The organism is Pseudomonas sp. SCPG-7, assembly GCF_002156405.1.
GTDB classification, from domain to species: Bacteria; Pseudomonadota; Gammaproteobacteria; order Pseudomonadales; family Pseudomonadaceae; genus Aquipseudomonas; species Aquipseudomonas parakoreensis.
In genome coordinates, this window is the sequence record NZ_MVOO01000002.1 from 207,073 (window position 1) to 227,930 (window position 20,858).

Annotated in this window: 14 protein-coding genes; 9 read left to right on the top strand and 5 right to left on the bottom strand. The window is 59.6% G+C overall.

What is annotated here, in order from left to right; genetic code table 11:
• The first annotated feature begins 41 nt into the window (after positions 1-41).
• The 5 genes from B1722_RS05365 to B1722_RS05385 all read left to right on the top strand — a co-directional run bounded on the left by B1722_RS05365 (position 42) and on the right by B1722_RS05385 (position 5,610).
• Positions 42-683 (top strand): tetratricopeptide repeat protein, encoded by a 642-nt coding sequence (locus B1722_RS05365; RefSeq protein WP_007964436.1) that lies wholly within the window; start codon positions 42-44, stop codon positions 681-683.
• On the top strand, positions 676-1,827 hold the full coding sequence (gene bamB, locus B1722_RS05370; RefSeq protein WP_047296334.1) for an outer membrane protein assembly factor BamB: 1,152 nt from the start codon (positions 676-678) through the stop codon (positions 1,825-1,827). The genes B1722_RS05365 and bamB overlap by 8 nt, the downstream gene beginning before the upstream one ends.
• Before the next feature lie 135 nt (positions 1,828-1,962).
• Positions 1,963-3,435 (top strand): ribosome biogenesis GTPase Der, encoded by a 1,473-nt coding sequence (gene der / locus B1722_RS05375; protein ID WP_041071834.1) that lies wholly within the window; start codon positions 1,963-1,965, stop codon positions 3,433-3,435.
• 247 nt (positions 3,436-3,682) lie between these two features.
• Complete coding sequence (locus B1722_RS05380; protein ID WP_086791715.1) at positions 3,683-4,831, top strand: pyridoxal phosphate-dependent aminotransferase; 1,149 nt, start codon at positions 3,683-3,685, stop codon at positions 4,829-4,831.
• The gene (locus B1722_RS05385) at positions 4,819-5,610 is read left to right on the top strand and encodes an amidohydrolase (protein ID WP_041071873.1); all 792 of its coding nucleotides are present in this window, start codon (positions 4,819-4,821) and stop codon (positions 5,608-5,610) included. Before B1722_RS05380 ends, B1722_RS05385 begins: the two co-directional genes overlap by 13 nt.
• Positions 5,611-5,754: 144 nt before the next feature.
• On the opposite strand, the gene leuA is transcribed toward B1722_RS05385, so the two are convergent.
• From leuA to B1722_RS05410, 4 genes are all read right to left on the bottom strand, one after another.
• Positions 5,755-7,434: a 2-isopropylmalate synthase gene (leuA, locus tag B1722_RS05390; RefSeq protein ID WP_086791717.1), complete on the bottom strand. Its 1,680-nt coding sequence runs from the start codon at positions 7,432-7,434 to the stop codon at positions 5,755-5,757.
• A gap of 478 nt (positions 7,435-7,912) precedes the next feature.
• Positions 7,913-8,737 carry a peptidoglycan DD-metalloendopeptidase family protein gene (locus tag B1722_RS05400; RefSeq protein WP_007964447.1) on the bottom strand — a complete coding sequence of 275 codons (825 nt, stop codon included), beginning with the start codon at positions 8,735-8,737 and terminating at the stop codon, positions 7,913-7,915.
• Between the two features lie 3 nt (positions 8,738-8,740).
• Entirely contained in the window at positions 8,741-10,120 is a 1,380-nt protein-coding gene (gene xseA / locus B1722_RS05405; protein WP_086791719.1) for an exodeoxyribonuclease VII large subunit, read from the bottom strand.
• 130 nt (positions 10,121-10,250) lie between these two features.
• The gene (locus B1722_RS05410; protein WP_086791721.1) at positions 10,251-11,138 is read right to left on the bottom strand and encodes a LysR family transcriptional regulator; all 888 of its coding nucleotides are present in this window, start codon (positions 11,136-11,138) and stop codon (positions 10,251-10,253) included.
• A 100-nt stretch (positions 11,139-11,238) separates the two neighbouring features.
• Between B1722_RS05410 and B1722_RS05415 the strand changes: the two genes are divergently transcribed.
• From B1722_RS05415 to guaA, 4 genes are all read left to right on the top strand, one after another.
• Positions 11,239-12,006: a sulfite exporter TauE/SafE family protein gene (locus tag B1722_RS05415; RefSeq protein WP_041071846.1), complete on the top strand. Its 768-nt coding sequence runs from the start codon at positions 11,239-11,241 to the stop codon at positions 12,004-12,006.
• A gap of 134 nt (positions 12,007-12,140) precedes the next feature.
• Positions 12,141-12,689, top strand: a complete 549-nt coding sequence (locus B1722_RS05420) for a hypothetical protein (RefSeq protein ID WP_041071848.1) — start codon at positions 12,141-12,143, stop codon at positions 12,687-12,689.
• A gap of 116 nt (positions 12,690-12,805) precedes the next feature.
• Entirely contained in the window at positions 12,806-14,275 is a 1,470-nt protein-coding gene (gene guaB, locus B1722_RS05425; protein ID WP_041071849.1) for an IMP dehydrogenase, read from the top strand.
• Positions 14,276-14,375: 100 nt separating this feature from the next.
• Positions 14,376-15,953, top strand: coding sequence for a glutamine-hydrolyzing GMP synthase (gene guaA, locus B1722_RS05430; protein WP_041071851.1), 1,578 nt, complete (start codon positions 14,376-14,378; stop codon positions 15,951-15,953).
• A gap of 82 nt (positions 15,954-16,035) precedes the next feature.
• Here the strand turns inward: guaA and B1722_RS05435 are convergent, their stop codons facing one another.
• Positions 16,036-20,757 (bottom strand): membrane-targeted effector domain-containing toxin, encoded by a 4,722-nt coding sequence (locus B1722_RS05435; RefSeq protein WP_086791723.1) that lies wholly within the window; start codon positions 20,755-20,757, stop codon positions 16,036-16,038.
• Between the last annotated feature and the right edge of the window lie 101 nt (positions 20,758-20,858).

Genomic DNA, 20,858 nt, shown 5'->3' on the forward strand with positions numbered 1-20,858 from the left:
AGCTGTCCAAACAGCCGATTTAGCGATTAAGGAGTATTGGGGTGTCGAGTACCGAAGACGAACAGTTGGCGGATTTGAAGGACTGGTGGACACGCAACGGCAAACCTCTGGTCACCGGCGGCCTGTTGGCGCTGGTCATCGTGTTCGGCTGGCAGGCTTTTCACAAGTATCAGAGCAACCAGTCGCAAGGCGCCTCGGTGCTCTATCAGCAACTGCTGGAAACCACGCTGACTCCGGATGGCAAGCCTGACGCTGCCCGCGTTGCGGACCTGGCCGGCAAGCTCAACAGCGAATTCGGCGGCACCGCGTACGCGCAGTACGGCAGCTTGTTCGTGGCCAAGGTAGCGGTTGACAGCGGCAAGCTGGACGACGCCGCCACCGAACTCAAGGCCATCGTTGCCAAACCGGCCAACCCGGCGCTGGGCGAAATCGCCCGTCAGCGTCTGGCTCAGGTGCTGGGTGCGCAGAACAAGGCTGATGAAGCCCTGAAGCTGCTCGACGGCGATGCCGATAAGGCGTTCCTGGCCACTCGCGAAGAACTCAAGGGTGACTTGCTGGTTCAGTTGGGTCGTACCGACGAGGCGAACACCGCGTATCAAAAAGCCAAGGCGGCACTGTCGGATGAAGCGGCAGTCGGTGGCCTTCAAATCAAGCTCGACGACCTGGCCAAAGGGGATGCGTGACGTGATCCGTTGGAAGCATGCAGCATTGCTGGCTCTGGCCATTCTGGCCGCGGGTTGCAGCAGCAACAGCAAAAAAGAACTGCCACCGGCCGAGCTGACCGACTTCAAAGAAGAAGTGGTTCTGCAAAAGCAGTGGAGCCGTTCGATCGGTGACGGTCAGGGCGAAACCTATAACATGCTGGTTCCGGCGATTGATGGTGACACCATCTACGCGGCCGATGTGACCGGCATTGTTATGGCCATGGATCGCGGCAATGGCGACGTGAAGTGGAAAAAGGATCTTGAACTGCCTGTTTCCGGCGCCGTTGGCGTGGGTTACGGTCTGGTCACGATCGGTACCCTCAAGGGTGAAATCGTTGCCCTCGACGCCATCAACGGCGAAGAGAAGTGGCGCGCCAGGGTTTCCAGCGAAGTCCTCGCGCCGCCGGCCAACAACGGTGACGTTGTCGTGGTGCAGACTCAGGACGATCGTCTGATCGGTCTGGACGCTGCCACTGGCGACCGTCGCTGGACTTACGACAGTACCCCTGCGGTCCTGACCCTGCGCGGCACCAGCGCCCCCGTCGTGACCAACCGCCTCGCGGTGGCTGGCCTGTCGACTGGTAAAGTGGTTGCCCTGGACATTTCCAACGGCGTGCCGGTCTGGGAGCAGCGCGTTGCGATTCCAACCGGTCGTTCCGAACTGGAGCGCGTGGTCGACATTGACGGCGGTCTGCTGCTGTCCGGTGAAACCCTTTACGTCGCCAGCTATCAGGGCCGCGTCGCGGCACTCGATCTGCAAAGCGGCCGTCAACTCTGGCAGCGCGATGCGTCGAGCTATGCCGGTGTTGCCCAGGGTTTCGGCAACGTTTACGTGAGCCTGTCTTCGGGCACCGTTGAAGGCGTTGACGAGCGTTCGACCACTGCGCTGTGGAGCAACGACTCGCTGGCTCGCCGCCAGCTGTCGGCGCCGGAAGTGTTCTCCAGTTACGTAGCCGTCGGTGACCTGGAAGGTTACCTGCACCTGTTGAGCCAGGTGGACGGTCGTTTTGTGGGTCGTGAGCGTATCGACAGTGACGGCCTTCGTGCCCGTCCGCTGGTGGTGGGCAACACGATCTATGTGTATGGCAACAGCGGCAAACTGGAAGCCCTGACCATCAAGTAACAACTATGCTTGGGGTTAACCCCCAAGCGGCCCCGGATTTCCGGGGCTTGCAGCGCTAACCGGCGTTGCCCCGAGCACCAGCCGCTGCCTCGCAGCGGCTTTTGTATTTTCTGAAATAACGAAGTGGAGAGCCGCATGGTTCCCGTAATCGCCCTGGTGGGCCGACCGAACGTCGGCAAATCCACCTTGTTCAACCGCCTGACCAGGACTCGCGACGCCATCGTCGGCGACTTGTCCGGTCTGACCCGTGATCGCCAGTACGGTGAGGCCAAGTGGCAAGGGCGTTCCTACATTCTGATCGACACCGGCGGTATCTCCGGTGACGAACATGGTATGGACGAAAAAATGGCCGAGCAGTCGCTGCTGGCCATTGAAGAAGCGGATGTTGTGCTGTTCCTGGTAGATGCCAAGGCCGGTTTTACCGCCGCCGACCAGATGATCGCCGAACACTTGCGCAAGCGTAACAAGCGTTCCCACGTGGTCGCCAACAAGGTCGACAACATCGACCCGGAAATGGCCCGCGCTGAATTCGCCCCGCTGGGCATGGGCCACGCGATCCCGATCGCCGGTGCTCATGGCCGTGGTATCACTCAACTGCTGGAAGCGGCACTGAGCGATTTCCCGCGTGACGAAGACGAGCCGCAGGAAGGCGAAGAAGAAGAGATCGTCGCCGAAGGTGAGGAAGCCAAGCGCATTCCTGGCCCGAGCGAAAAAGACGGGATCAAGATCGCCATCATCGGCCGTCCGAACGTCGGCAAGTCGACCCTGGTCAACCGCATGCTCGGTGAAGACCGGGTCATCGTCTATGACCAGCCCGGCACCACCCGCGACAGTATCTACATTCCGTTTGAGCGTAACGACGAGAAGTACACGCTGATCGACACCGCCGGTGTGCGCAAGCGCGGCAAGATCCACGAAGAAGTCGAAAAATTCTCCGTGGTCAAAACCCTGCAGGCGATCAAAGACGCCAACGTGGTGATCTTCGTGATGGACGCCCGCGAAGGTGTGGTCGATCACGACCTCAACCTGCTGGGCTTTGCCCTTGAAGCCGGTCGTGCGCTGGTGATCGCGATCAACAAATGGGACGGCATGACCCCGAGCGAGCGCGACTTCGTCAAGGTCGAGCTGCAACGTCGTCTGTTCTTCGTCGACTTCGCCGACATCCACTTCATTTCGGCATTGCACGGTACAGGCGTGGGCAACCTCTACGCCTCGGTGCAAAACTCGTTCAAGTCCGCGGTGACCCGCTGGCCGACCAGCCGCCTGACGCAGATTCTCGAAGACGCGGTCAGCGAGCACCAGCCGCCGATGGTCAACAGCCGCCGGATCAAGCTGCGTTACGCTCACCTGGGTGGCGCGAACCCGCCGATCATCGTGATCCACGGTAACCAGATCGAGAAAGTGCCGAAGTCGTATGTGCGCTATCTGGAAAACACTTACCGCCGAGTGCTGAAGCTGGTCGGTACGCCGATCCGCATCGAGTTCAAGGGCGGCGAGAACCCGTACGAAGGCAACAAGAACACGCTGACCGACCGTCAGGTCAACAAGAAGCGCCGCTTGATGTCGCACAACAAGAAAGCCAGCAAGAAACGTCGCGACAAGAAGTGATCAATTTGATTGTTCCCACAATTTCGTGGGAATGCTCAACCGCTTGTGTAGGAGCTGGCGAAGCCTGCGATCTTTTGACTTTGCTTTGAAGGCAAGATCAAAAGATCGCAGCCTGCGGCAGCTCCTACAGGTCCGGCGATAAAGAGGGTGCTCAGTTGAGCGCCCTTTTTTTATGGGCGCCGGATGGGCTATTCTCGGGCTCTCCCGCGCCGCCGTCAGAGCCGGGTGTAGAGCAGGGAACCCCTCGATGATCACCAGTAAGTTGCCGAACGTCGGCATCACTATTTTCACGCAGATGTCTCAGCTCGCGGCGCAGACCGGAGCGATCAACCTGTCCCAGGGTTTCCCTGACTTCGACGGCCCGCAATCCCTGCGTGACGCGGTCGGTCGGCATATCGCCAGCGGCCACAACCAGTATTCACCGATGACCGGCCTGCCGGCGCTGCGCGAGCAGATCGCGGCGAAGATCGCGCGCAGTTACGGCGTGAAAGTCGATGCCGACAGCGAAGTGACCGTCACGCCGGGCGCAACCCAGGCGATCTTCTGTGCGATTCAGGCGGTTATCCACAGCGGCGACGAAGTCATCGTGTTCGACCCGTGCTACGACAGCTACGAACCGGCGACGCAGTTGGCGGGTGGTCGCTGCGTGCATGTGCAACTGAACCCGGATGATTTCTCCATCGATTTCGACAAGCTCGCCGCGGCCCTCAGCCCGCGCACGAAAATGATCGTCATCAATACTCCGCACAACCCGAGCGGAGCGCTGATCAGCCGTGCCGAACTGGATCAACTGGCAGCGTTGATCCGTGGGCGCGACATCTACCTGATCAGCGATGAAGTCTACGAACACCTGGTGTTTGACGGCGTGCCGCATGTCAGCGTGCTGGCTCACGAAGAGCTGTATCAGCGTGCGTTTGTGGTCAGTTCGTTCGGCAAGACCTACCACGTCACCGGCTGGAAAACCGGCTACGTGGTTGCGCCCCCGGCGCTGACCGCCGAGCTGCGCAAGGTGCACCAGTACGTGAGTTTCTGCGGCGTGACACCGCTGCAATACGCCCTGGCCGATTACATGGCCGAGCACCCGGAACACGTTGAAGAGCTGCCGGGTTTCTATCAGGCCAAGCGCGACCTGTTTTGCGATCTGCTGGCGCCGTCGCGTTTCACCTTCACCCGCGTTACCGGCACGTATTTCCAGCTGGTCGACTACTCGCAGATTCGCCCTGATTTGAACGACGTCGACATGGCGATCTGGATGACCCGCGAACATGGCGTGGCGAGCATTCCGGTGTCGGTGTTCTATCAGAATCCACCGCAAGGCCAGCGCCTGGTGCGCCTGTGCTTCGCCAAACGCGAGGAGACGCTGCGCGAGGCAGCGGCAAAACTATGCGTGATCTGAGTGCGTTGCCCGATCTCAATCTGGCGCTGATCCAGACCAGCCTCGCCTGGCATGACCGTCAGGCCAACCTTGAGCACTTCGACGTGCTGCTGGAACAGGCCCGAGGCGCCGACCTGATCATCCTGCCGGAGATGTTCACCACCGGTTTCTCTATGGAATCGGAGACCCTCGCCGAAGCCGAGCATGGCCCGACCCGCAAATGGATGAAGGCGCAGGCCGCGAAGCTCAATGCAGTGATCACTGGCAGCGTGATCATTCAGGCGGCGGATGGCAGCCATCGCAATCGCCTGCTGTGGGCGCGCCCGGACGGTGAAGTCTGGCATTACGACAAGCGCCACCTGTTCCGTATGGCTGGCGAGCACAATCACTACACGCCCGGCGAGCGTCAGGTGCAGTTCGAACTCAAGGGCTGGCGGATTCGGCCGCTGATTTGCTACGACCTGCGTTTCCCGGTGTGGAGTCGCGATGCTCAGGACACCGATCTGCTGCTGTACACCGCCAATTGGCCGGGCGCACGGCGTCTGCACTGGAACCGCTTGCTGCCGGCGCGGGCGATTGAAAACCTGTGCTACGTGGCGGCGGTGAACCGGATTGGCACCGACGGCAAGGGCTTTGCCTATACCGGCGACAGTCAGGTGCTGGATTTCCAGGGCGAGACGTTGCTGGCGGCGGGGGAGGCCGACGGCGTGTTCAAAGCAGTACTGGAAGCGGCACCACTGGCGGCGTATCGCGAGCGCTTTCCGGCGAATCTGGATGCGGATACCTTCGAGTTCACCTGAAAAGCCAAAGATCGCAGCCTGCGGCAGCTCCTATAGGATGTACGCTGTCCCGATGTAGGAGCTGCCGAAGGCTGCGATCTTTTGATCCTCAACAAAAAGGCCCCGGCGTTTGCATTCCGGGGCCTTTTGCATGTCAGCGAAGGCTTAAGCTGCTTTCGCCTCAGGCTGGCTCAGCGAGCGGTTCAGGGCACTGAACAGCGCCTTGAAGCTGGCGGTGGTGATGTTTTCATCAATGCCCACACCGTGCACCGCACGTTCACCGTTCACGCGCAGCTCGATGTAAGCCGCTGCCTTGGCGTTGGTGCCTGCGCCGATGGCGTGTTCGTTGTAGTCCATGATCTCCACCGGGACCGGCAGGCCGGCCACCAGGGCTTCCAGCGCACCGTTGCCCTTGCCGCGCCAGTGCAGGTTGGTTTCGCCCTGACCCTTGCTCGCCACTTCCACTTCAACGGCACTGTTGCCGTTTTCTTCCTGCAGGCGGTGGCTGACCAGCGCGTAAGGCGTGTTGGCTTGCAGGTATTCGCTGATCAACAGCGAGTGGATCTGCTTGGCGGTCATCTCCAGGCCGAGGCGGTCGGTTTCACGCTGCACCACCTGGCTGAACTCGATCTGCATGCGACGTGGCAGGCTGATGCCGTATTCCTGCTCCAGCAAGTAGGCGATGCCGCCCTTGCCCGACTGACTGTTGACGCGGATCACCGCCTCGTAGCTGCGGCCAATGTCGGCCGGGTCGATCGGCAGGTACGGCACTTCCCACAGGGTATCCGGTTTCTGCTGGGCGAAGCCCTTGCGGATCGCGTCCTGGTGCGAGCCGGAGAATGCGGTGTGAACCAGGTCGCCGACGTATGGGTGACGCGGGTGCACCTGAATCTGGTTGCACTCTTCGACGACTTTGCGCACGCCGTCGATGTCGGAGAAGTCCAGCTCAGGGTCAACGCCCTGGGTGTACATGTTCAGTGCGACAGTAACGAGGTCGACGTTACCGGTGCGCTCGCCGTTGCCGAACAGGCAGCCTTCGACGCGATCCGCGCCGGCCATCAGGCCCAGCTCGGTGGCGGCGACGCCGGTGCCACGGTCGTTGTGGGTGTGCAGGCTGATGATCACGCTGTCACGACGGTTGATGTTGCGGCCGAACCATTCGATCTGGTCGGCATAGATGTTCGGCGTCGCGCATTCAACAGTGGCTGGCAGGTTGAGGATCATCTTGTGCTCAGGCGTCGGGTTCCAGACCTCGATCACCGCGTCACAGACTTCCTTGGCAAACTCCAGCTCGGTGGCGCTGAAGGTTTCCGGCGAGTATTCGAACGTCCACTCGGTGTCCGGCTGCATCGCCGCGTATTTGACGAACAGCTTGGCGGCGTTCACTGCGATGGCCTTGATGCCGTCCTTGTCCTGGTTGAAGACGATGCGACGGAAAGACGGCGAGGTGGCGTTGTACAGGTGAACGATGGCTTTCTTCGCCCCGCGCAGGGATTCGAAGGTGCGCTCGATCAAGTCTTCACGGCCCTGGGTCAGCACCTGAATGGTGGTGTCGTCCGGGATGTGGCCTTCTTCGATCAAGGTACGCACGAAGTCGAAGTCGGTCTGCGAAGCGGCCGGGAACGAGGCTTCGATTTCCTTCACGCCGACCTGCACGAGGGTTTTCCAGAAGCGCAGCTTCTTCACCGCGTCCATCGGCTCGATCAGCGACTGGTTGCCGTCACGCAGGTCGGAGCTGCACCAGATCGGCGCGGCGTCGATGGTTTTCGACGGCCAGGTGCGATCCGGCAGATTGATGACGGGGAACGCGCGGTATTTCGAAGACGGGTCTTTGAGCATGCTCATCGGGAAATTCCTTATTGTCTGGGCCGAAAAGAGGCGGCCTGCCGGTGGAACGAATGTTCGGGAAAACGCTTGGGACGAGGCGCAGCGATTCAGCCCGGCAGTCGTGCGCTGACGAGGCACAGACTGCGGTGCTGGCGAAGCTGAATAAGGGTGTGAGAGGTTTTCATGCCTTCAACCCTAACCGCGAGGGGAGAGGATGGCAAGCAGTCGAAAAAAATTGAGAGGAATACTCGAAATACTGGATTTTGCAGAATTTTATTGCGTGTAATTCGGTGGTTCTTGTTGATGTTTGCGTAAGGTCAGATTGGGGCGCAATTGATGTTGGGCGGGTGTCAGTAGTATTTTCGGATTGGATAGACCGCATTCGCGGGCAAGCCCGCTCCCACAGTGTCCGTGTCGTACACGAATATTATGTACACCCGAGAAACCTGTGGGAGCGGGCTTGCCCGCGAAGAGGCCATTGGCCTCAATACATAATTCAGGGCTGGAATGCACCAATGAAAATCGCCGGATCCACCCGCGCATCGTTCAGGCTGATGTTCCAGTGCATGTGCGGCCCGGTCGCCCGCCCGGTCGAGCCGACCTTGCCAACCACTGCACCACGGGCCAGTTGATCGCCGACCTTCACATCGATTTTCGACATGTGGCAGAACATGCTGATAAAGCCCTGCCCGTGATCGACAAATACTGTGTTGCCGTTGAAGAAGTAGTTGCCGGTGAGGATCACTTTGCCCGCCGCCGGGGTCTTGATCGGCGTGCCTGCCGGCACCGCGAAGTCGAGGCCTGCATGCGGGTTGCGTTCTTCGCCATTGAAGAAGCGGCGCACGCCGAACTTGCTCGACAGCGGCCCGTTGACCGGTTTGTCCAGCAACAGGTTGCTCGGGGTGTTCGGGCTGAAACTGCGGTAAGCCTTGATCTGCTCGGCCAGCTCACCCTCGATGCGCTTGAGGTTGGCCGGATTCGGATTGACCTGCTGAGTGTTCTTCAGGGTGATGTGCTGTTCCGGGTATTTCTTGTTGCCGACGGTGAACGGCAGATTGCGCCCGCCACTGCTGATCTGCTGGCTGCCGGGTTTGACCGTCAGTGGCACGCCGACAATCGCCAGCCAGTTGTTCTGTTCCTTGACCACCAGCACCGGTTTGCCTTGATAGGTGGCTTTCGGTGCCTGCGCGGCGCTGCCCAGATCAACCACCGCCACGCCGCCCGGCACCGGTTTGTTCAGCAGGCGGGTGATGTAGCTGTCAGCGTGGGCGTTGAAGGTGGTCAGGCACAGCAGCAATAACGGAGCGAAAAAGCGCGGCATGGATCAGTCCAGTAAAGAGAGGGTGACAGGCGTCAGGTGATTGTCCTCGACGCGCACTTGCAGTTCGCCTTCGCCCAGTCTGGCTTTCAGACGCTGGCCGGTGTGGGTTTGCGCGGCGTTGCGAATCGCGTGGCCGCGTTCATCCAGCAGAATGCTGTAGCCACGGCCCAGAGTCGCCAGCGGACTGACCACGTGCAGCGTCTGCATCTGACTGTGCAGTTGCAGGCGACGGTTTTTCAGACCTTCGCGCATGGCTCGCGGCAGGCGTTCGGCGAGGCTGTCGAGGCGCTGGCGCAGCATTGCCAGTTGGCGTCCCGGATGTTGCCCGGCGAGGCGGGTTTCCAGACGGATCAGGCGTTCGCGGCGAGTATTGAGCTGGCGCTCGAAGGCGCGGCGCATGCGCATGTCCAGGTCATCCAGGCGTTGCGCTTGCTGACGCAGACGTTCGCCGGGATGACGCAAGCGACGGGCCATGCCTTCAAGGCGCAGGCGATCGCGCATCAAGCGGTCGCGCATGCGCATCACCAGACGCCGGTGCAGGCTTTCCACCTGACGGATCAGGTGACTCGAATCCGGTGCCAGCAATTCGGCGGCAGCGGAGGGCGTTGGAGCGCGCACGTCGGCTACGAAGTCACTGATCGACACGTCGGTTTCATGCCCGACGGCGCTGACAATCGGCGTCACGCAGGCATCGACCGCGCGCGCCACAGCTTCTTCGTTGAAACACCAGAGGTCTTCCAGCGAGCCACCGCCACGGGCGAGGATCAGCGCGTCGAAACCCCGGGCATCCGCCATTTTCAGCGCGCGGACGATTTGTGCAGTGGCTTCGCGGCCCTGCACGGCGGTGGGGATCAACGTCAGTTGCACCTGCGGCGCCCGGCGGCGGAACACGCTGATGATGTCGCGAATCACCGCGCCGGTCGGCGAACTGATGATGCCGATGCGTCGCGGATGCGCCGGCAGCGGCACTTTGCGTTCGGCACTGAACAGGCCTTCGGCGCTGAGCTTTTCCTTCAGCGCATCGAAGGCCAGGCGCAGCGCGCCGTCACCGGCCGGCTCCACGGTGTCGAGAATCAGCTGATAGTCGCCACGCCCTTCGAACAGCGAGACCTTGCCGCGCACCTTCACGGCCAGACCGTCCTTCAGCGCCTGACGCACCCGCGCCGCGTTATTGCGAAACAGCGCGCAACGCACCTGCGCACCGCTGTCCTTGAGGGTGAAGTACACGTGGCCGGACGCCGGGCGGGCGAGGTTGGAGATTTCGCCTTCGACCCAGATGTTGCTGAACACGTCTTCGAGCAACACCCGCGCGCGGCCGTTGAGCTGGCTGACGGTCAGGACTTCTCGGTCCAGGCCAAGTCTTGCAAAGGGATCTTTAATCATGGGCCGCAGTTTAAAGGCATTGTCGCCGTCATTGCACGATCCCTGTAGGAGCTGCCGAAGGCTGCGATCTTTTGATCTTTTTTTGGAGGGCAAGATCGAAAGATCGCAGCCTCGTTTCACTCGTCAGCTCCTACAGGGGATTTGTGAAGGTCTGGATGAAGTGTTGGACCAGCGGCGCAGGGTTCTGGCGATAGGCGAGGGCGACGGTGCTTTGGCAATCGGGATCGCTCAGCGGCAGAAATCGTACGCCGACTGGAGCAATGTCCTGCATCGATTCGGGCAGCAGAGCGACGCCGAATCCAGCCTGGATCAACTGCAACTGCGTCGTCTTGCGTGACATCACCCGCGCCGCTTTGGGAAAAAAGCCCTGACGCATGCACAGGTCGGCGCATAGATAACTGAGTCCGCCACGTTGCGGATGCGGGATCGAGATAAACGGCTCGTCTTTCAGTTGCGCCAGTTCGACAGCGGGTGAGTCAGCCAATCGATGTTCATTCGGTACCGCCAATAGCAGGCGTTCGGTGAATAAAGGCAGCATGTGAATGCCCTCACGCTGACGCAACACCGGCAAGCGCAACAAACCAATGTCCAGACGTCCTTCGGCGAGTTCCTCAAGCTGCGCCTCGGAGGACAGCTTGCCGATGTCCAGCGACACGCCATTCTGCTGATCGAGATAAGTGCTGATCCGACGTAATAAATGTCCGCTGATCGACACGGTGCTGGAATGACTCAGGCGCACAGTGCCCACTTGCCCGTTGCCGACTTCGGTTGCCATTGCGCTGGCTTTGCTCAGCTCATTGAGCAGATTTCTCGCCCGTGGCAGAAACGCCTCGCCCGCCGCGGTGAGTCTTGGCTGACGCGCGGTGCGTTCGAACAGCGGCGTTTGCAGGCGACTTTCCATGTCCTTGATTTGCCGGCTCAGCGCCGATTGCGCGACGAACAAGCGTTCAGCCGCTGCACTGAAGCTGCCACAGTCAGCGATTTCCACGAAGTAGCGCAGTTGACGGGTTGAAAGCACCAGGTATGCCTTTTCGAGATGGGTGAGCGACTTTGATCATATTAGTCGCAAGGCTTGGCGCTGGCTAAAGTCATCTCAGGCTTATAAAGGAAGTGGATCGATGAGTGTGGTTGGGTTGTTGAGCGAATGGACATGGGGCGCGGGCGGCTGGGTGGTGATCGGACTGGGAATCGCGCTGGCCTATATCGTGTTCGGGATTGCCGGGTTCGGTACGGCGCTGGTCGCGGGGCCGATTCTGATTCTGTTCATGCCGTTGTCGAAAATCGTGCCGCTGCTGGTGCTGCTGGATTTTGTCGCGGCGTTCGGCAATCTGCTGCCCTCGCGCCGGGAGGTGGCGAAACCCGAGTTTGTGCGGCTGCTGCCGTGCATGGCGGTGGGGTGCACGTTGGGGGTGATTTTCCTGCTCAACCTCAAATCCGACCTGTTGCTGCTGTTGATGGGGCTGTTCATCAGCACTTATGCGGTTTACAGCCTGTGGGTGAAAACCCGGCCGACGCAGTTGTCCGCCGCGTGGGCACTGCCGATGGGCACGGTCGGCGGATTGTTTGGGGCGTTGTTTGGCAGTGGTGGCTTTTTATATGCGATCTATCTCAACAGTCGCCTGCCGAAAGACGCGGCGCGGGCCACGCAAAGTGCGCTGATCAGCTGCAGCACCGTGGTGCGTTTGAGCCTGTTTGCCCTCGCCGGGGTGTATGCCGAGCTACCCTTGTTGATGCTGGCGGTTTGTCTGTTGCCGGCCATGGCGCTGGGCCTGTGGATCGGGCGGCGCTTGACCATGCGGTTGTCGCGTGAAGCGTTTGTGCGATTGGTGACGTGGCTGGTGCTGGCCAGCGGGATTGCGTTGATCGGACGCTATTTCAGTACTTGACCGGATTTCGTCAGGGATTAAGCTGCCGGCCTTTAGGGCCCCTTCGCGGGCAAGCCCGCTCCCACATTGGAATGCATATCCCTGTGTGTGGGCCTGCCCGCGAAGGCGTCAGAAGCCATACCGCAGGACTTTCCATGAATTCGCAAAGCATCATCGTCCCGAAAATCTCCACCCTGCCGGTTCACGAACCCCGGGCCCGGGCGATTCTGCGCTGGCTGGTACGCAAGAATATTGTCAAGGAAGAGCTGAGCACCTGCGGTCGCACCGGCAATCGCATGGCGTACGCGATTGCCGACGGCGCACGTGCGGTGGTGCTGCACCCCGAGGCATTGCCTTTTGGCGAGCCGATCAATGGTCTGGAGATCATCGTCAAACGTTGCATCTACACGCCGGCCAAGGGCTTTCTCGAAGAAGCCGGTTGCGCCGAATGCCGCCGCGAAGTCGGCGAAGCGCTGTTCGAAAGCCTCGAAGACTGGTTTCCAGGCCGTACCGACAACTTCACCTGCCCGGAATGCGGGCATGAAGACGACATCAACGGCTTTCTGTACTTGCAGGAATGCGCGTTTTCCAACCTGGGGTTCATCTTCAACAACTGGCTGGAAGCGGGGTTCAAGCAGAGCTTTATCGATGAGTTCGCCGATTGGCTCGATCAACCTGTCTCTTGGGTCAAGGTGGAGCTGTAGCGGCGGGGGTCTCCGTATATCAGCAACATTGATATTAAGCTGAGTTTTACATTGAACAGCAGGGGGTGTCTGACTATAATGGCGCGCTTCCATTTTCCCGCTCGGGAGCCCCCGCGATGCTGCGTATCAGCCAAGAAGCTCTGACATTCGACGACATTCTCCTAGTGCCCGGTTATTCCGAGGTGCTTCCTAACGAAGTCAGTCTCAAGACCCGCCTTACCCGTGGCATCGAGCTGAATATTCCTCTGGTTTCTGCCGCCATGGACACCGTCACTGAAGCCCGTCTGGCAATCGCCATGGCTCAGGAAGGTGGTATCGGTATCATCCACAAGAACATGACCATCGAGCAGCAAGCTGCCGAAGTGCGCAAGGTCAAGAAGTTCGAAGCCGGCGTCGTGAAAGATCCGATCACCATCGAGGCTGATGCCACGGTGCGTGACCTGTTCGAACTGACCCGTCTGCACAACATTTCCGGCGTTCCGGTGCTGCACGATGGCGACCTGGTCGGCATCGTCACTTCCCGTGATGTACGCTTCGAAACCCGTCTGGAAGCCACCGTCCGCGAAGTGATGACGCCTAAAGAGCGTCTGGTCACCGTGCGTGAAGGCGCCGACAAGAACGAAGTCCGCGAGTTGCTGCACAAGCACCGCCTGGAAAAAGTCCTGATCGTCGACGACAAGTTTGCCCTCAAAGGCATGATGACCGTCAAAGACATCGAAAAAGCCAAGGCTTACCCGCTGGCCAGCAAGGACGATCAAGGTCGTCTGCGCGTTGGCGCTGCCGTCGGTACCGGTAAAGACACCGGTGACCGCGTTGCTGCGCTGGTCAACGCCGGTGTGGACGTGGTGGTGGTCGACACCGCGCACGGTCACTCCAAGGGCGTGATCGACCGCGTTCGCTGGGTCAAAGAGAATTTCCCTGAAGTGCAGGTGATCGGCGGCAACATCGCCACCGGCGCCGCTGCCAAGGCCCTGGCCGAAGCGGGCGCCGATGCGGTCAAGGTCGGTATCGGCCCTGGCTCGATCTGCACCACCCGTATCGTCGCCGGTGTCGGCGTGCCGCAAATCAGTGCCATCGCCAACGTCGCCGCTGCCCTTGAAGGCACTGGCGTGCCGTTGATCGCCGACGGCGGCATCCGGTTCTCCGGTGACCTGTCCAAGGCCATCGTCGCTGGTGCTTCCTGCGTGATGATGGGTTCGATGTTCGCCGGTACTGAAGAAGCCCCGGGCGAGATCGAACTGTTCCAGGGCCGTTCGTACAAGGCTTATCGCGGCATGGGTTCGCTGGGCGCCATGTCCCAGGCGCAAGGTTCTTCCGACCGTTACTTCCAGGACTCCTCGGCAGGCGCCGAGAAACTGGTTCCGGAAGGGATCGAAGGCCGCGTGCCGTACAAAGGCACCCTGACGGCGATCATCCACCAGTTGATGGGCGGTCTGCGTTCCTCGATGGGTTACACCGGCAGCGCCAACATCGAAGAGATGCGCACCAAGCCGGAGTTTGTGCGGATCACCGGTGCCGGTATGGCCGAATCCCACGTTCACGATGTGCAGATCACCAAAGAAGCGCCAAACTACCGCGTAGGTTGAGGCTTCAAGCAAATCATCAAGCAACCGGGGCTGTTTTATTCAGCCCCGAGTTGTTTCTGAATCACGACTGTTTCTGAATTACTTAAGACGAGACTGAATCATGGCCCTCGACATTCACGCTCACCGCATCCTGATCCTCGACTTCGGTTCGCAATACACCCAACTGATCGCCCGCCGCGTGCGCGAGATCGGCGTGTACTGCGAGCTGCACCCGTTCGACATGGACGAAGATGCGATCCGCGAATTCGCACCTAAAGGCGTCATCCTCGCCGGCGGCCCCGAGTCCGTACACGAAGCCAACAGCCCGCGCTGCCCGCAGGCGGTGTTTGACCTGGGCGTGCCGGTCTTCGGTATCTGCTACGGCATGCAGACCATGGCCGAGCAACTGGGCGGCAAGGTTGAAGGCTCCGAACTGCGTGAGTTCGGTTACGCCCGCGTTGACGTGGTCGGCAAGAGCCGCCTGCTCGACGGCATCGAAGACCACATCGACGCCGACGGCCTGTTCGGCCTCGATGTATGGATGAGCCACGGTGACAAGGTCACCAAGATGCCGGAAGACTTCCACATCCTGGCCAGCACCCCGAGCTGCCCGATCGCCGGCATGTTCAACGACGAGCGCGCTTACTACGGCGTGCAGTTCCACCCGGAAGTGACCCACACCAAGCAGGGCGGTCGCATCCTGTCGCGCTTCGTACTGGACATCTGCGGCTGTGAAGCCCTGTGGACGCCGTCGAAGATCGCTGAAGACGCCATCGCCAACATCCGCGCGCAAGTCGGTACCGACAACGTGTTGCTGGGTCTGTCCGGCGGCGTTGACTCCTCGGTGGTTGCGGCGCTGCTGCACAAAGCCATCGGCGACCAGTTGACCTGCGTCTTCGTCGACAACGGCCTGCTGCGTCTGCACGAAGGCGAGCAAGTGATGGCCATGTTCGCCGAGAACATGGGCGTCAAGGTGATCCGCGCCAACGCCGAAGAGCAGTTCCTCAACAACCTGGCCGGCGAAGCCGATCCAGAGAAGAAGCGCAAGATCATCGGCCGTACCTTCATCGACGTGTTCGATGCCGAATCCTGCAAGCTGGACAACATCAAGTACCTGGCGCAGGGCACCATCTACCCGGACGTGATCGAGTCGGCTGGCGCGAAAAGCGGCAAGGCGCACGTGATCAAGTCGCACCACAACGTGGGCGGCCTGCCGGAAGAGATGAACCTGAAACTGGTCGAGCCACTGCGCGAACTGTTCAAGGACGAAGTCCGTCGTCTGGGTCTGGAACTGGGCCTGCCGTACGACATGGTCTACCGTCACCCGTTCCCGGGCCCGGGCCTGGGCGTACGCATCCTCGGTGAAGTGAAGAAGGAATACGCCGACCTGCTGCGTCGCGCCGACCACATCTTCATCGAAGAACTGCGCAAGGCCGACTGGTACCACAAGGTCAGCCAGGCTTTCGTGGTGTTCCAGCCAGTGAAATCGGTTGGCGTGGTTGGCGATGGCCGTCGTTACGCCTGGGTCGTGGCCCTGCGTGCCGTGGAAACCATCGACTTCATGACCGCACGTTGGGCACACCTGCCTTACGAACTGCTGGAAACCGTCTCCGGCCGCATCATCAATGAAATCGAAGGCATTTCGCGCGTTACCTACGACGTGTCGAGCAAGCCGCCGGCGACCATTGAGTGGGAGTGATCCCGCACCAAGTCTGATGGCTTGAACGCTGGCACTTCAAAAGCCGTGTGAAATCATTTCACACGGCTTTTTTGTTTGCCGATTAAAGCGGTTTCGACCAACCCGCTAACCTCAGCCCCATATTGTTCAGTCCCTGTAACAGTTCTCTGATACTGCCGTAGCGTTTCCCGCTCACCGAGGGCCAGTTCGGGCGTTCGATATAAAAACGGTCTCCATCGGTCTCGATCAGCGTGCGGACCAGTTCTTTGCTGCGGCTGCGATGTACCAGAAAAATCATGCGCGGTTGTTGTTTTAATGAGTACATGCCGTAACGAGGCAACAGCGTTTCGAACTCTGCCATGGTCTGGGCAGACCACGGAGTTTCCATCTGCAGGCGAAAGTCTCCCCGAACCAGTGCGCTACGGCCCTTCAGGCTATCGCCGGCCAGCAGGATTTTTCCAGGGTCGATTTCGATTCCGCCAGAGGTGCCTTCGGCGACATCTTCAACGCGAATACCGATGGCTTCCTCCAGCTCGCTCACCCCGGCCACGCCTTCGAAGGTATTGGAGTGAGAATTACCCATCAGTGCCACCCATTTGTGTGCACCTCGCGCGGTCTGGTCGGTACGAATGATCGTCCTGGCAAAGTAGTTCATCATTTTTTGCCGCGCGTTTTCGTCAACGAAGTGTTCTTCGCCCGCGATGGGCGTCATGCCGTTGAGCCTATAGCTCGCCATGCAATCGATCGCCTGCACATGGATTCGCTGTTTTGCTGCCGCCTTGACCACTTCAAGAAACGTATAACGTTCAAGGGGATCGGTCATTTGTCCGATATCAAGCACCTTCAGATAGCTTTCCAGCGACTTTGGCATGAGTCCGGTCTGCAGGTAGGAGTCCAGCGCGGCCTGATGGAAGTCGGTCAACAAGTGTTCCATGTAGAGCGTCTTCACGTTGTGGCTGGCCAGCACCTCCATGTTTTCGATCAGCCATTGTTTAGCGCCGATCTCACTGTGAGACTCACCGATAACCAGTCCTCGGGCATGTTCGAGAAGCTTTTCGACGATCTCTCCGGCGCTGGCATCGTGATTCAGTGCGGGTGTGGGCGGGCGTCGGGGAAGCTCGAGTTCGCGATAGAAGCGCAAGGCATCTCGATAGAGGCGTTTTCTGACGGCTTTGAAGTCCCGGTAAGGATCGGACTCTCTCAGGCTGTCGTATGCATCACGCAGTGCGTCGGTGTCAGTTCCGGCGGCGCCTTTTTTCAACGCCGACTTCAGTTGCGGCGGCATATCGTATTGCGATACCGGTAGCGGCGTCATGCCACGCTCGGCCATGCCGGTCGAGCTGGCCCCCTGAGTCGGGAATGTCTTGCCACCGCCCCTGAGTCCGCCGCGAGGCATCGTTTCCCATTCTCCCTCGGCGTTCAGACGCACCGGGATCGAATTTGAAAAGCGCTCGGGATTCGCCGGGTCGATAATCGACCAATGCCCACCGCCGTTGATATCGGCTTCGTAACGTACGTAATACGCGGTGTCATTGAGCATGATGGCAGCGGACGGGTTGGCATTGAGGCGATAGATACCCTGAAACTTTCCGGGTTCGCTGCCGGGCGTATTCCCTTCCAGCAGTTCATTGGCTTGCCAGTGTTCGGGTGGAGTCGGTCGTTGAATCTCGGGACGCACTTGCGCAAGGTCCTCCAGCAGCGATGTCACGCCTTGTGCTTCGCCAGCGACTTCAGGCCAGCCCATCGGCTGCAGGTCTTTTTCGATCAATGCCTGTTTCAGTTCAGCGAGGTTATCCACCGTCATGGAATCGTGGATTGGCCCGAGCGGAGTGTCCAGATTCATCCTGCCGCCCGGAGTCATTCTGATCACGCTGTCCGCCATTTGATGGTTGGCGTTGCGATAAACCACGAGGATGCTGCTTCTGTACCGTTGAAAGGTGAACATTCCCGGTTCCGGCAACAGCGCGCGAAGATCTTGTGGCGTTCGGTAGGCCCACGGGGTTTGCATTTGTACACGCCAGTCGCCTTTGATGCTGTCTCGGATAGAGTCGAAGCCAGTGATATCCGACCCTTCTTCCTCGACAGGCGAGTCCGGATAGTCTGCGTATTCCACCGCTAATCCGGGATCGGCGCCGATGGGCTGTGCCTGACCGGGTGTCACGTCATTGATGCGTACGCTCATGGCGTCGGTCTGTTCGCTGATACCCTGATAGCCTCTGAAACTTGTCATGTGTTCCTGATCAACCAAGGCAATCCATTTGGCCGGCCCTTTTGATTCTTCATTGAACCGGATGACTTCGCTGGCAAAAAACTTCCTCATCATCAAGCTGTCTGGATTTCGGGTAAGGAGGTCTTCATTGATGTTGTAGGTCGTTGTCATGTCGATGGCTTGAACGCGGATGCGCTGGGCATTGGCAGACTTGACCAAGGCCAGCAGATTGAATTTGCCCTCGGGATCGTTACCGGCCTTGATGTCGAGTTTTCTCAGATAGTTTTCCAGCTCTTCGGGCATTTCGCCGGTTCTGGCAAAGGTGTCGAGGTCGAGCTGATTGACGTTGGCCAGCAGTTCCTGCAAGTACAGTGTCTTCACGCCACGGTGAGCCAGGGCGGGCATGTTTTCGATCAGGAACTGTTTGCTGCCGATACTGCCGCGATTCTCGCCAACGATCAGTCCCGGTTTTTCCGCAAAGGCAATGTCGAGCAGGTCGGTTGTCGTATTGATCACCCGTGCCGGTGCCGCGAGGCGAGGCGTCGGTGGATTGAGCTCGTAGTAGGCTCGCGCATCGCTGATTAGCGTGTTGCGGGGCTCTTCCTGATCCAGTTCGAATTCGCTCAAGGACTCCGTGAGCTCGTCGGTCGGGGACATCATCACACTGCGGTTGCCAACGGCATTTTCATCGATACCGACGACACTGCGTACGTCGATGTCGCCGAGGGTCCACATGCGCCTGTACAGATTGCGCACATCGGGGCCGCCGAGTGCCCAAGACCTCATTTGCGGGTCTTCGAGGCCGGGCACATGAATACCCGGTATTCGTGCCCATTCTTCGACGGCGGGCTCACTGGTTGCAGCCGCACCGGCAGCGGACGGCAGGATCATGCCGCCCTTCAGCCCAAGTCGCGGAACGATTTCCCATTGGCCCGCAGGGCTCAATCGCACTGGAATGGAGCCGGAAAACGCATCGGGATTGGCCGGATCGATGATCGCCCAATGACCTCGGCCATTTAAATTGGCTTCGTAACGCACGTAGTACGCACTGTCGTTGAGCTTGATCGCAGATGAAGGGTTGGAAGGAAGCCGGTAGGTACCCTGAAATTTTCCTGGTTCGCGAATCAGTGTGTCTTCGCTCAGTGGCACATCGATTTTGAAGGTTTGCGGCACCTTCACCGTCGATTCGGGACTGGCCGGCGTTTCAACGCTGACTTCGCTCAGTGTCGGCCCGGAAGCTTTGGCCGGATGTGTCGTCTCCTTCAGATCAGACATTTCTTTCGCTTCGGCGGCATCGATTTCGGGGCCGACTTCTTCGAGCGAACCGGGGCCTTTGAGGACGAGCAAGTTGAACAGCATGTCGATACCGCTCAGTACCGCGCCGAGGATGCCCGCCTTGCGCTCTTCGGCGGTCCTGGCGTTGACGGCCTGATCAATGTTCAACCCCAGATTGGCGATGCTGGCGCCGATCACCGGCAGTGCAATGGGCCAGCCGACGACTGCCATCGGGCCAAGTACTTTCACACCGGCGCTGAGGTAACCGATCCACAGCTTTTTCCGTAGATCGCCATTGGAGGTCAGTGACAGTGCGGCCTCGGCGAACATCGCGCTTTGGGTCGAGTCTCGCAACCAGCTGAAAACGTCGCCGCGAATGATCCGGTTTTCCTGGTTGATCAAATGATGGTCGTATTTGCCCCAGGTGCTGACCAGGCGATTCATCAGATCGGTAATGTCCTCTGCAATACGTTGTCGATCAGCCAGGCAGAAATGCGACATGAACACCTGACGCGTTGCGTCCTTGTTCATCCGCTGCAACATCCAGAAGTGCATGTCGGTGGCCGTTTCCAACGTCTGGAAGGCATCGGTTTCGCCGGGCAGATAGACGATTTGCCGGCCTTTGGGCGCGATAAAACGAAGGACGTTGGTGGCCACGTAGCCGGCGACATCCAGGGTACGAACACAGTCTGTGCCCGGGCACTGTGTTTGCAACAATTGCAGACTGACCGGCCAGGTGAGCGGGCCAATGGCCGCTTCGGTGACGAACTGGAAATCCTCATCGCTCAACTGGCGCTTGTCCCTTGCCCGAAGGGCGCTGATGAGGAAGTTGCACTTGGCCAGGGTACGGAAGTCAGTGCCGGAATTGTCCCAGAACGTCGTCAGCCGTTCGTTGTACAGCGAGCTGAAGTCAATGCTCCAGAAGTCCCGCAACACCTCGTTACCGTGCAGGCGTACTTCGTTGCGTTCGTCGAACGTGCCTGGATTGGGACCTGCGGTATAGAAACCGGCATACACGTCGAGCAGATCGGCATTGTCCTGATCGGCGACGCGAAAGCGGTGAATGACCAACTGGGTCAGCGTCATGGAGGACGTTGGCGTTGCATGGACATGCTCCCATCCCGTAAAGGCTTTCGAACTGCTTTGGGCCTCATCGAAGCGATGGAAATACACTTGGTCCGGATCAAGGCCGGTGATGCCGTATTTTTTCAGCAAGTCAGACGCAACGTCATGAGCGGTGTCTTGCAGGCTGGGGCACGTCTGGATAAGGCGAGTGGCGATGGCTTTGAGGGCAGCCTTGTCGGCGGCATTGGGCTGCGGGCGGCGTTGGTTCGGATTCATACACTCTCACTCCTTGAGAAACGGGCATTGAGCATGAGCCGTTCGCTCGGGGGAGGTGCACTACATAGTTATATGCATGAGCGATCCGGCGTGCGTCTCTG